10 protein-coding genes are annotated in these 12,751 nt (G+C 64.0%); 5 read left to right on the forward strand and 5 right to left on the reverse strand.

Going from position 1 to position 12,751, the window contains the following annotated elements; all coding sequences use genetic code 11:
* Window positions 1-24 precede the first annotated feature (24 nt).
* Entirely contained in the window at window positions 25-1,683 is a 1,659-nt protein-coding gene (locus AC5STI_RS11170) for an NAD+ synthase (protein ID WP_495446687.1), read from the reverse strand.
* Window positions 1,684-1,865: 182 nt separating this feature from the next.
* Here AC5STI_RS11170 and AC5STI_RS11175 point away from each other — a divergent pair, with 182 nt between their 5' ends.
* Complete coding sequence (locus tag AC5STI_RS11175; protein ID WP_495446688.1) at window positions 1,866-3,287, forward strand: MORN repeat-containing protein; 1,422 nt, start codon at window positions 1,866-1,868, stop codon at window positions 3,285-3,287.
* A 45-nt stretch (window positions 3,288-3,332) separates the two neighbouring features.
* Here the strand turns inward: AC5STI_RS11175 and AC5STI_RS11180 are convergent, their stop codons facing one another.
* Window positions 3,333-3,998: a pyridoxamine 5'-phosphate oxidase family protein gene (locus tag AC5STI_RS11180; RefSeq protein ID WP_495446689.1), complete on the reverse strand. Its 666-nt coding sequence runs from the start codon at window positions 3,996-3,998 to the stop codon at window positions 3,333-3,335.
* Between the two features lie 97 nt (window positions 3,999-4,095).
* Between AC5STI_RS11180 and pdxR the strand changes: the two genes are divergently transcribed.
* Window positions 4,096-5,472: a MocR-like pyridoxine biosynthesis transcription factor PdxR gene (gene pdxR / locus AC5STI_RS11185; RefSeq protein WP_495446690.1), complete on the forward strand. Its 1,377-nt coding sequence runs from the start codon at window positions 4,096-4,098 to the stop codon at window positions 5,470-5,472.
* Window positions 5,473-5,559: 87 nt separating this feature from the next.
* Here the strand turns inward: pdxR and AC5STI_RS11190 are convergent, their stop codons facing one another.
* Window positions 5,560-7,104 carry an alanine/glycine:cation symporter family protein gene (locus AC5STI_RS11190; protein ID WP_495446691.1) on the reverse strand — a complete coding sequence of 515 codons (1,545 nt, stop codon included), beginning with the start codon at window positions 7,102-7,104 and terminating at the stop codon, window positions 5,560-5,562.
* Window positions 7,105-7,125: 21 nt separating this feature from the next.
* The gene (locus tag AC5STI_RS11195) at window positions 7,126-7,560 is read right to left on the reverse strand and encodes a universal stress protein (protein WP_475047389.1); all 435 of its coding nucleotides are present in this window, start codon (window positions 7,558-7,560) and stop codon (window positions 7,126-7,128) included.
* Window positions 7,561-8,047: 487 nt separating this feature from the next.
* Between AC5STI_RS11195 and AC5STI_RS11200 the strand changes: the two genes are divergently transcribed.
* The gene (locus AC5STI_RS11200) at window positions 8,048-9,634 is read left to right on the forward strand and encodes a 2-isopropylmalate synthase (protein WP_495446692.1); all 1,587 of its coding nucleotides are present in this window, start codon (window positions 8,048-8,050) and stop codon (window positions 9,632-9,634) included.
* 76 nt (window positions 9,635-9,710) lie between these two features.
* Here AC5STI_RS11200 and AC5STI_RS11205 read toward each other — a convergent pair whose 3' ends face one another.
* The gene (locus AC5STI_RS11205) at window positions 9,711-10,505 is read right to left on the reverse strand and encodes a 23S rRNA (adenine(2030)-N(6))-methyltransferase RlmJ (RefSeq protein ID WP_495446693.1); all 795 of its coding nucleotides are present in this window, start codon (window positions 10,503-10,505) and stop codon (window positions 9,711-9,713) included.
* Window positions 10,506-10,637: 132 nt separating this feature from the next.
* Between AC5STI_RS11205 and AC5STI_RS11210 the strand changes: the two genes are divergently transcribed.
* Window positions 10,638-11,414 (forward strand): lysozyme family protein, encoded by a 777-nt coding sequence (locus AC5STI_RS11210; protein ID WP_495446694.1) that lies wholly within the window; start codon window positions 10,638-10,640, stop codon window positions 11,412-11,414.
* A 265-nt stretch (window positions 11,415-11,679) separates the two neighbouring features.
* On the forward strand, window positions 11,680-12,726 hold the full coding sequence (locus AC5STI_RS11215) for a rod shape-determining protein (RefSeq protein ID WP_008554722.1): 1,047 nt from the start codon (window positions 11,680-11,682) through the stop codon (window positions 12,724-12,726).
* Window positions 12,727-12,751 lie beyond the last annotated feature (25 nt).

A 12,751-nucleotide genomic window follows, 5' to 3' on the forward strand; every position in this document is an offset into this window, starting at 1 on the left:
GCCTTCAATGGGTTAACGCTTGCCTCAGGTCGGGTCGCGCCAGCGGTTCACAATCGGGTAGCGGCGGTCCAGCCAGAACGCGCGCGGCGTCAGCCGGGCGCCGGGTGCGGACTGGAAGCGTTTGTATTCGCTGATATAAAGCAGATGCTCGACCCGCTTGGCCACGTCGCGGTCAAATCCGGCGGTGACGCAATCTGCGATTGAACCTTCCTGGTCGACAAGGATTTCCAGGATCGCATCCAGCTCCGGGTAGTCCGGCAGGCTGTCGCTGTCCTTCTGGTCTTCGCGCAGTTCAGCCGAAGGCGGTTTGTCGATCACGTTGGGGCGGATCACCTCTCCCGCCGGGCCCTTCATCCAGGGGCGGTGGTTGGCGTTGCGCCAGCGGCAGGTCTCGAACACCCGGGTCTTGTAAAGATCCTTGATCGGGTTGTAGCCGCCGTTCATGTCGCCGTAGATGGTGGCATAGCCCACCGCGACCTCGGACTTGTTGCCGGTGGTCAGGAGCATCTCGCCGAACTTGTTGGACATTGCCATCAGCAACAGGCCGCGCAGGCGGGACTGGATGTTTTCCTCGGTGATATCCGCATCGCGACCGGCGAACAGCGGCGCCAGCGTATTGGTGATGGCTTCGCGCCCTTCGCTGATCGGGACATAGTCGTAGTGGACGCCCAGCTCCTTGGCGACAGCTTCGGCATCGTCGAGCGATTCCCGGCTGGTGTACTCGGACGGCAGCATGACGCAGCGGACGTTCTCAGCTCCCAGCGCATCCACTGCAATCGCCGCCACGATCGCTGAGTCAACGCCGCCGGACAGGCCCAGCAGCACCTTCTTGAAACCGGTTTTGCCCATGTAGTCGCGCAAGGACTCGACCATCACCCGATAGTCCTGCTCCCATTCGTCGGGCAGATGCGCCTTCTCGCCTTCCTCCACGCGCCAGCCTTCGTCGGTGCGGATGAGGTCGATCTGTGCAATGCATTCGTCGAACACCGGCATTTGCACCGCCAATGCGCCGCCCGGATTCAGGACAAAGGAACCGCCGTCAAAGACCTGGTCATCCTGGCCGCCCACCATGTTCAGGTAAATCACCGGCAGGTGGGTTTCGACCGCGCGCGCAACCATGTGGTTGAAGCGCACCTCCATCTTGTTGCGGAAATAGGGCGAGCCGTTGGGGATCAGCAGGAACTCGGCACCGGTCTCAGCCAAGGTCTCCGCCACGTCCTCGTGCCAGCCGTCCTCGCAGATGGGAGAGCCGATGCGGGTGTTGCTGACGGAATACGGGCCGCCCAAAGGACCGGCTTCGAAGATGCGGACCTCGTCAAACACGGTCTCGTTCGGCAGATGATGCTTGAGGCTGCGCGAGGCGATCTTGCCGCCCTTCAGGATCAGATAGGCGTTGTAAAGCCTGCCGCCCTCAACCCACGGCCCGCCGATCGCCAGGGCCGGACCATCGGCACAATCCGCCGCCAGCTTTTCGACCTCGGCAATGGCGGCCTGATGGAAGACCGGCTTCATCACCAGGTCCTGGGTGTTGTAGCCGGTGATGAACATTTCCGGCAGCGCCACCAGATCGGCGCCGGCCTTGCGGCCTTCCTCCCAGGCGGCACGGGCCTTGGCGGCGTTGCCTGCCAGATCGCCCACCGTGGGGTTCAGCTGCGCCAAAGTCACGCGGAAACGGTCTGCCATGCTGCATCAGCCCTTTGCAAAATTCCTCCATCAGCCATTTACCAGATTGGCGGCCAAGGGAAAGGGCAAGGGCCCGCCGGAGGGGAAAAGACATTGCGGCCCCGCCTGCGGTAGCTTAGTTTCCGGGCGAGCAACCCAATATGGCAGCAGCACCGTAATTTCTGGGCAGGCAGAGGTTTTGAATGACCCGTTTCGGCACCGTACTCGCGTTTTCCACGATCCTGGCACTGGCCGCTCCGGCCTCGGCCCAGGAGGGGGAGATCATCACCACGCAGGATGAGATCGGCGGCGTGTATGAGGGCACCTTCCGCAACGGGCTGCAGCATGGCACCGGCACCTACAAGCTGCCGAACGGCTATGAATACACTGGCGAGTGGGTCGATGGAGAGGTGCGCGGCCAGGGTGTGGCGCGGTTCCCGGACGGTTCGGTCTATGAGGGTGAGTTTGCGCAGGGCAAACCGCACGGCCTGGGCATGCTGACCCGCGCCGATGGCGGCACCTATGAGGGTGAATGGCAGGACGGCCAGATCCATGGCGACGGTGTATCGGCCTATGCCAGCGGCGTGCGCTATCAGGGCAGCTTTGCCAACGGCAAGCGGCACGGCAAGGGGGTGATGAAATCACCTGACGGCTACACCTATGACGGCGACTGGGTGGACGGGCGCCAGCAGGGCCAGGCCAAGATCACCTATGCCGAAGGCACCGTCTATGAAGGCAGTGTCGCTGATGGCCAGCTGCAGGGGCAAGGCCGGCTGGAGACCTCCGACGGACTGGTCTACGAAGGCGAATGGATGGCGAGCCAGATGCATGGCACCGGCCGCCTGGTGCAGCCCAATGGCGACATTTATGAAGGCGAACTGCAAAAGGGCCGCCGCCACGGCACAGGCACGCAGACATATGCCAATGGCGATGTCTACGCGGGCGACTTCCTGAACGATCAGCGCCACGGCACCGGCACTTTCACCGAAAAGGACGGCTACAGCTACACCGGCGAATGGGTGAAGGGGCAAATCGAGGGAAAGGGCAAGGCAGTCTATCCCGACGGTTCGGTCTATGAGGGCGATTTCCGCGACGATCTGGCAGAAGGCAAGGGCAAGATCACCTATCCCGACGGGTCCACCTATGAGGGCGACTGGGTTGCCGGGGTTATCGAGGGCGAAGGCACCGCCACTTACCCCAACGGGATCACCTATACCGGCGGCTTCAAGAACGCCAAGAACCACGGCAAGGGGGTAATGACCTATGCCGATGGCTACCGCTATGACGGCGGCTGGCAGAACGGGCAGCGCCATGGCGAGGCTACGGTCACCTATGCCGACGGGTCGGTTTACACGGGCCAGTTTGCAAACAGCCAGCGGCAGGGCACAGGCAAAATCGTGATGCCCGACGGCTTCAGCTACGAAGGCGAATGGCGTGAGGGCAAGATTTTTGGCGAGGGCGTGGCGACCTATGCCAACGGCGACGTTTATGAGGGCAGCTTTGTCAACGGCAAGCGCCAAGGGCCCGGCACGATGAAGTACGCCAGCGGCCAGCAGGCGGACGGCACCTGGGAAAACGGGGCGCTGGTCAGCAGCGGGGCCGGGAACGCCAGCCAGACAGAGTAAGCCGGACAGGATTGGGGCGCGCCAGTAAGGCGCGCCCTTTTCGTTTCAGCCGATGCGGATGCGGCTCAGGTGATCCGGCATCGCGACGCCCTCAATGTTGGCAGGATCCGGCTGCGGCGGCTTCAGCTCCATCGCCATCGGCACCACGCCCGCCCAGATGGGCAGCGCGTAATCCTCCTCGTCATCCTTGGGCGCACCGGAGCGGATCTTGGCAGCGCCCTCCTCGATCGGCATCCGCATGAGGGCGGTAGCCTTCAACTCCTGCCGGGTCATCGGACGCAGCGCGTCCCAGCGGCCCGGAAAGATATGGTCCACCATCGCCTTAAGGCTGGCAGCCTTGGCATCCTCATCCGTGACCTTTTCGGCCACCCCGAACAGCATCGCGGAGCGGAAGTTGACCGAGTGGTGAAACGCCGAACGCGCCAGCACGTAGCCGTCCATGCAGGTGACGGTCAGGCAGACCTCCGCCCCCTCCATCGCCCGGATCGCCCGGCTGGCGGAAGAGCCGTGCCAGTAGACATGATCTCCCTCGCGCCATTGCAGCGTCGGCAGGACGGAAGTTGCGCCATTGATCTGATAGCCGATATGGGCCAGCGGCATGGCGTCGAGCACCTGATACACGGTCTCGCGGTCATAGAGCCCGCGTTCGTGAGCACGGCGCAGGCGGCTGCGCTCTGTCTTCAGGGCGGTTTCGGTGTCGGGCTGGCGCATTGGCGGACCTCGTGAATTCTGGTTGTGTCACGGTGAGTGCTATGCGCAAACTGGACTGTAATTAACTTCCAGTTTCCGACAAAAAGAGCAGTCCAGTATGATTGACCTTTCCGGCCTGCTGTCCAAGGCCCGCGCCGAGCCCATCTATCTGCAAATCGTCAGCGCGCTGCGCCGCCAGGTCAGCGATGGCAGCCTGGCCATCGGCACCCGGCTGCCGTCATCCCGGGCGCTGGCGCAGGATCTGGGGGTGGCGCGCTCCACCGTGGTGACGGCCTACGAGCAGCTGGTGGCCGAAGGCTTTGCCGAGGCGCGGCGGGGTGCCGGGATCTTTGTCTGCGACGTGGCGCCGATCCGGCCGCCCGAAGCCCCGCCGCGCCCCCAGCCTGCCGCTGTCCCGCCCGCGCCGGGGATGTTGCAGCCCGGCGCGCCGGACCCTGAGGTGTTTCCGGCCCGGTCCTGGGCGCGCTGTGTTTCACGTGTGGCACGGATGGACCCGCTCAGCCTGAGCCATCAGGAGGATTCCTTTGGCGACCCGGAACTCCGGCGCGAGATTGCCGCCTATGCCGCGCGCTGGCGCGGGATCGAGTGCAGCGCGGATCAGGTTCTGGTGACAAGCGGCGCGCGCGAGGCGCTGGAGCTCACGATGGATTTTCTGGTGGAGGACGAGGACATTGCGCTGGAAGCCCCCGGATTTACCCCGACACAGCGCTTTGCCAAGGCGCGCGGCTGGCCGGTGCGCTGGCTGCGGGCCGGGGAACGCGGCGCGGAGGTGCCGCGGCAGATGGCCAAGGTCACGCTGCTGACGCCGTCGCACCAGTTTCCGCTGGGCGGCACCCTGCCAGTGCCGCAACGGCAGGCCTTCCTGCAGGCAGCCGGGGAGCGGGACGGCTGGATCATCGAGGATGATTTCGACAGCGAGTTCCGCTATGCCGGCCAGCCGGTGCCGGCGATGGCAGCGCTGGACCGGGAGGGGCGCTGCATCTACGTCGGCACCTTCTCCAAAACCTTCTCGCATGCGCTGCGGCTGGGTTATGCGATCCTGCCGCCGGCGCTGGTGCCGCGGTTCCGGGCCGGGTTCATCCAGCCCAGCGCCGGCGCCGCAATTACCGCGCAGCGGCCGCTGGCCGAGTTTATGGCCTCCGGCCAGTACGACCGGCACATCCGCCGCGCCCGCAGGCTTTATGCCGAACGCTATGCCGCCGCGGCAGATGCACTGGCAGAGTGGCCCGGCACGCTCGGGTATTTCAGACGGCATAACGCCGGGATGCAGGTTGCCTTCCATCTGGCGGACGGGCTGGCGGACGTCCAAATCTGCCGCCGCGCCGCACAGACGGGCTATGGGGTCCAGCCCCTGTCGCCGCACGATCCTGAAGGCCGCTCACAGGGGCTGCTGACCGGTTTCTGCCAGTCAAGCGCCGGGGACCTGCCCGGACAGATTGCCGGACTGCGGCGGATCGTGGAACACGGCGGTTAAAGCCCCCTGCCCCGCCCGCAAAAAAGCCTCCCCGGGGACCCGGAGAGGCTTGGTTTTCAAGTCATCTGTAAAGATGGCCGGAGCCGGTCAGACGTACTTCTTGATCTCGCCCGCTTTCAGGCGCGACATGTAGCTGTTCAGCTCACGCTTGACGATCGGCATCAGGAAGTAGAGCGCGATGATGTTGACCACCGCCATGGCGAAGATCGCCGCATCGGAGAAGTCGATCACCGGGCCGAGGTTGGCGGCCGCGCCGATCACCACGAAGATGCAGAAGATCACCTTGAACACCAGTTCCTTGGTCTCGCCTTCGCCGAACAGGAAGGTCCAGGCCTTGAGACCGTAGTAGGACCAGCTGATCATGGTGGAGAAGGCAAACAGGATCACCGCGATCGCCAGCACGTACTGGAACCAGCCGAAGGCGGAGGAGAAGGCTGCCGAGGTCAGCGCCACGCCCTTGTTGCCGTCGACGGTCTGAATGGTGGCTGCGCCCTCATCCAGCAGGTAGAGGCCGGTGTTCGGATCCACGACCAGCTGGCCGGTGATGATGATCACCAGCGCGGTCATGGTGCAGATCACCACGGTGTCGATGAACGGCTCCAGCAGCGACACGAAGCCTTCGGTGATCGGCTCCTTGGTGCGCACCGCCGAGTGGGCGATGGCTGCCGAGCCGACGCCGGCCTCGTTCGAGAAAGCCGCCCGCTTGAAGCCCTGGATCAGGGCGCCAACCATGCCGCCGGCAACACCGAGACCGGTGAAGGCTCCTTCGAAGATCTGACCGAAGGCCCAGCCGATCTGGTCGGCGTTCATCGCCAGGATGACCAGTGCGGTTGCGACGTACATGACGCCCATGAACGGAACGACCTTCTCGGTCACCCGTGCGATGGATTTCAGGCCGCCAACGATCACGGCGAAAACAACACCAGCAAACACCACGCCAGTGATCCAGCCCGGATACTCGCCGACAACGCCGGAGATCTGCGCATGCGCCTGGTTGGCCTGGAACATGTTGCCGCCGCCCAGGGCGCCCAGGATGCAGAAGACCGAGAACAAGACCGCCAGGAACTTGCCCATCGGCAGGCCGCGTTCGGCAAAGCCCTTGGTCATGTAATACATCGGGCCGCCCGAGACGTGGCCGTCCGGGAACTCGTTGCGGTATTTGACGCCCAGCGTGCACTCAGTGAACTTGGAGGCCATGCCCATCAGGCCGGCCAGGATCATCCAGAAGGTCGCGCCGGGGCCGCCAATGCCCACGGCCACCGCAACGCCGGCGATGTTGCCGAGGCCGACGGTGCCCGACAGCGCGGTTGCCAGCGCCTGGAAGTGGCTGACCTCGCCCGCGTCGTTAGGGTCGGAATAGTCGCCCTTAACCAGCGAGATCGAGTGCGGGAAGGCGCGGAACTGGATCAGGCCGAAGTAGATGGTGAACACGGTGGCCGCGATCACCAGCCAGGCGACGATCCAGGGGAAGCTGGTGCCGGGGAACGGGCTGAAGATCAGGTTGACGAACCAGCCGGTCGAATTGGCAAACAGCTCATTGACCCGCTCGTCGACAGATTGTGCCATCGCTGGCGCGGATGCGGCCAGCAGCAGCGGTGCAGACAGAGCTGCTGCCTTGACTGAATTACTCATGACTGTCCTCTGAAATAGTTGTTATGGAACGATGGTGACCGGAACCGGCGCGGCCTGCGCCAGGCTGCCCGCAACAGAGCCGAAAAGCCGCGATGACAGCGCGGAATGGCCGGTGCGCCCGATGATCAGGTGGCTGGCTCCGGACTCCTTGATCACATCAATCAGGGTTTCCGCGATATGCCCGTATTTCAGTTCAGTCGTGACGGTGACACCGCTGCCCTCCAGGCTTTTGCGCACCGGCGCCAGCAGCGCATCCTCGGCCCGCTTCAGCTCATCCTCCCGGCGTTTGTGGCGCTGCTCGATCTCCTCCGGTGTGAGGAAGGAATAGGGCGACCATTCCAGCACATGCGCAATCACCAGTTCTGCCCCTTGCGCTTTGGCAAGGCTGACGGCAAAAGCAAGCGCTGACTTGGCTGCCTCGCTGTCGTCATACCCAAGAACAATTTTATTCGACACTGTTTCCTCCTATCGATGGCGCCTCTTTTGGCCAAGGCGCCGGATCCCGGCTTAAGGCGCCAGGAAACCCGCCAATGCGAGCTGCTTGCGCTTCCGCACCAAAGCCTGGCGCAGCACTGACAAACTGTCGCATTGAAACTGGCTACGCCCCATAATTATGTTACACGTCTTTTTCAACAGTGTCGCGAAATTACCTGTGGCGGGTATTTACCGCCTTTTGCTGCAGCAAAAGTGCCAGCGTGCCCCCAGGTCAAAATCCCCCTTCCCATTCGGCTGCACGTCTGTATAAATCCGTCCCATGAGCATTTGCGCAGATATCCCTTTTGCCGCCGCCGCGACCCGCGGTGCAGCTCTGCGCGCCCTACTGATCCTAGCCCGCCTCTGAGCGTGCCCTTCCGGCGCGCCCGCTCAGAGGATTGCCGCACGCGCGCCATCGAAGGCTATGAATGCCCTGGAAGGGCCTAGGACAGAGACAAGAGATACCAAAATGACAAACACATCCCCGATTTCCGGCGACAAATCCCGTGTATTGATTTTCGATACCACCCTGCGCGACGGCGAGCAGAGCCCCGGCGCCACCATGACCCATGACGAGAAGCTGGAGATTGCCGAGCTTCTGGATGAAATGGGCGTGGACATCATCGAGGCAGGTTTCCCGATTGCCTCCGAAGGCGACTTTGCTGCGGTGTCCGAGATTGCGGAACGGTCGAAGAATTCGATGATCTGCGGCCTGGCGCGCGCCAATTTCAAGGACATCGACCGCTGCGCCGAAGCGGTGCGCAAGGCCGCGCAGCCGCGCATCCACACCTTCATCGGCACCTCGCCGCTGCACCGCGCCATCCCGAACCTCACCATGGATGAGATGGCGGACAAGATCCACGAAACCGTCACCCACGCCCGCAACCTGGTGGACAACGTGCAATGGTCGCCGATGGATGCGACCCGGACCGAATGGGATTACCTGTGCCGGGTGATCGAGATCGCTATCAAGGCCGGCGCCACCACCATCAACATCCCCGACACCGTGGGCTACACCGCGCCTGCGGAGAGCGCCGACCTGATCAAGCGCCTGATCGAGACCGTGCCGGGCGCGGATGAGGTGGTCTTTGCCACCCATTGCCATAACGACCTCGGCATGGCGACCGCCAACGCGCTGGCTGCCGTGGCGGGCGGCGCGCGTCAGATCGAATGCACCATCAACGGCCTGGGCGAGCGCGCGGGCAACACAGCGCTGGAAGAAGTGGTGATGGCGCTGAAGACGCGCAACGACATCATGCCCTGGTCGACCGGCATCGACACCACCAAGATCATGCATATCTCGCGCCGGGTCTCGACCGTTTCCGGCTTTGTGGTGCAGCCGAACAAGGCGATTGTCGGCAAGAACGCCTTTGCCCATGAAAGCGGCATCCACCAGGACGGGATGCTGAAGAACCGCGAGAATTTCGAGATCATGCGGCCCGAGGACATCGGCCTCTCCGGCACCTCCTTGCCCTTGGGCAAGCATTCCGGCCGCGCGGCGCTGCGCGACAAGCTGGAGCATCTTGGCTATGACGTGGGCGACAACCAGCTGAAGGACGTTTTTGTCCGCTTCAAAGAGCTGGCCGACCGCAAGAAAGAGGTGTTTGACGACGACCTCATCGCGCTGATGCGCATCGGCACAGACGCGGAGAACGATCACCTCAAGATCGTGTCGATGAAAGTGGTCTGCGGCACCGGCGGCCCGGCGGAGTCCACCGTCGAGATGGAGATCGACGGCAAGGATGTGACGGAAACGGCTGAGGGCGACGGCCCGGTGGATGCCACCTTCAAGGCAATCCGCAAGATCTACCCGAACACCGCGCGTCTGCAGCTTTACCAAGTGCATGCCGTGACCGAAGGCACCGACGCGCAGGCGACCGTTTCCGTTCGGCTGGAGGAGGATGGCAACATCGCCACCGGCGAGAGCGCCAACACCGACACGGTGGTGGCTTCTGCCAAAGCCTATGTGAACGCGCTGAACCGCCTGATCGTGCGCCGCGGCCGGGTTGGCGAAGGCGCCGACACCAAGGAGATTTCCTATAAAGACCTGGCCTGAGCCGGTCTGCCTCCTGTGAACTGCAAAGGGCACCCGCGCGGGTGCCCTTTTCCATTTCCGTTCGGCCTTTGCGCGGCTATTTCGGGGAGATGGCCTTGAACAGCGCTGAAATCCGGGCGGCCTCCTCCGCAGCGCCATAAGGCGCATTGACCACAAACATTCCTGAGCCGGTCATACGGTGCCCTTCACGGACCGGCGGAAAGGAGACCTCGTGGCGCAGCGCTCCGGGCAGGTCCTGTGCCTCCAGTGCTTTGAGCATCTGTTTGTGGGAGCCTTCCCTGAGGATCGGATACCACAGCGCCAGAACACCCACGTTCCACTTCTTGTGCAGCTGGCCGATGATGCCGGGGATGCGGGCATAGTCGGACTTGATCTCGTAACTGGGGTCGATGAGCAGCAGACCGCGGCGGGGCGCAGGCGGCGCCAGCGACAGCGCCAGCTCGAACCCGTCCTGCTGATGCACCTTGGCTTTCCAAGGTTTCAGAGCGGCGCGCAGGGCGGCGTTTTCCTGCGGATGCAGCTCCGCAAAATGCAGCGAGTCGCCCTGGCGCAGCAGAGAGGCCGCAATCAGCGGCGATCCGGGATAGGCCGCCTGACCGTGCTGCCTGCGGGTCTCCGACAGCGCGCGGTGCAGCGGGTGATCCGCCGCCAGGCCCTGATCTGCCAGAACCCGGGTGATGCCCTGTTCCGCTTCGCCCGTTTTGACTGCTTCCGGCGCATCCAGCTGATAGAGGCCCCGGCCCGCGTGGGTCTCGATATAGCTGAGCGGCTTGTCCTTGCGCGTGAGGTAGGCCAGCATCCAGGCCAGCAGCGCGTGCTTTTGAACGTCGGCCAGGTTCCCGGCGTGATAGATGTGCTGATAAGAGAGCATGCGCCCCCTCTAGCCGCTATTTCAAAAGGGCGGAAGGGGCGGCGTGCGGCGGATAAACGGAATCTCAACCCCGAAGAGGCAGACTGCCCCTATTGCTTTTGCCGCAGAACGCAGGTTCCGATGCCCTTTAGAATGAGCGCGCTTGCCCTTTTCCTGACTATTCTGGCCCTGCTGCTGTGCGCCGCGGCGGTTGTCAGCGCGCAAGGCTACTCACTGGTGGGCAATCAGTTTTTCCTACACCAGGCCTCTGCCCCGCAACCCGGCCCGGCGCCAGCCCGGGCCACGGCGCCGCAGGCAGCGGCCAGCCTTTTGCCCGACACCCTGCCCGGTGCAAACCCGGGCCGCGGGGCGGTGTCGCTCAACCCCGGTGCCGCCAGCCTGTTCCGCGGCCGCAGCGGCGGCGGCCTGTTTGCCCCGATCCTGAAAGCGCCGCCCAGCGTCAAACAGCTGCTGGACCTGATCGCCAGCGCCGAGGCAGGCAAGGCGCAATACGATGCGGTGCAGTATGGCGCCACCCGCAAGCCGCCAAAGAAGCCGACCCAGATGACGATCGCCGAAATCAACGCCTGGATCGATGCCACACCGGGCCAGCCCCACGCCATCGGGCGGTATCAGATGATCCCGGCGACCCTGCGGCGGCTGGTCCGCCACCAGGGGGTCAAACCGCAGGCCCGCTTCTCGCCCGAGCTGCAAGACCAGCTGGCGCATCAGCTGATCGAGGAAGCGGGTTACAGCGATTTCCTGGCGTCAGAAATGCCGCGTAAGACCTTCATGCTGAACCTTGCCAAAATCTGGGCCGGGCTGCCCATCTCGACCGGCAAATCGTATTACGAGGGCTATGCCGGCAACAGCGCCAGCCTGACCTGGGGCCATTTCAAGTCGGAGATGCAACGGATTTTCCCAAGCTGATCCGAAGGATGACTGGGCATCGGCACCCAGCGCGCGTGCAGCACACCGGCGCTGGCAGGAAACCCGGCGCGGCGGGCCTTGCTGCCTGACCGACATTGCCTTTGCCCGCCGGTCCGGCGCGCAGCCACGGCAACTTGGCGGAAACGCGCTGTTTCACCATAATACGCCCTTTCGCGGCACTCCCGTGCCGCTTATAAGGTGGAAGCAGGCGGCTCCTCCGGAGTCGCCCAAGGTACAATGGCAGCACTTACAGGATCCCTTCTATATGGCGCTTTTCGGAAACTTGGGCGGTCTGTTCTCCTCGGACATGGCCATTGACCTCGGCACGGCGAACACCCTGGTCTACGTCAAAGGCCGCGGTGTGATCCTGTCCGAGCCTTCAGTGGTGGCCTACCACGTCAAGGACGGCGTCAAGAAAGTGCTGGCCGTGGGCGAGGACGCCAAGCTGATGCTGGGCCGCACCCCCGGCTCGATCGAGGCGATCCGGCCGATGCGCGAAGGCGTGATTGCCGATTTCGACACCGCCGAGGAGATGATCAAGCACTTCATCCGCAAGGTTCACAAGCGCTCGACCTTCTCCAAGCCCAAGATCATTGTCTGCGTGCCGCATGGCGCCACCCCGGTTGAAAAACGCGCGATCCGCCAGTCGGTGCTGTCCGCAGGCGCACGCCGCGCCGGGCTGATTGCCGAGCCGATTGCTGCCGCCATCGGGGCAGGCATGCCGATCACCGACCCAACCGGCAACATGGTTGTCGACATCGGCGGCGGCACCACCGAGGTGGCAGTCCTGTCGCTGGGTGACATCGTTTACGCCCGCTCTGTCCGCGTCGGCGGCGACCGCATGGATGAGGCGATCATCAGCTACCTGCGCCGCCAGCAGAACCTCCTGGTGGGGGAATCCACCGCCGAGCGCATCAAGACCTCCATCGGCACTGCCCGGATGCCCGACGACGGCCGCGGCCAGTCGATGCAGATCCGCGGCCGCGACCTGCTGAACGGCGTCCCGAAAGAGATCGAGATTTCCCAGGCCCAGGTGGCCGAGGCGCTGGCCGAACCGGTGCAGCAGATCTGCGAAGCGGTGATGACCGCGCTGGAAACCACCCCGCCGGATCTGGCCGCCGACATCGTCGACCGCGGCGTAATGCTGACCGGCGGCGGCGCTCTCTTGGGCGATCTGGATCTGGCCCTGCGCGAGCAGACCGGCCTGGCCGTGTCGATTGCGGACGAGAGCCTCAACTGCGTGGCCCTGGGCACCGGCAAAGCGCTGGAATACGAAAAACAGCTTGCCCACGCGATCGACTACGACAGCTAACAGACCCTGACCGCCGGAACGGCGC

The organism is Leisingera sp. CC-HEC096 (assembly GCF_059429235.1).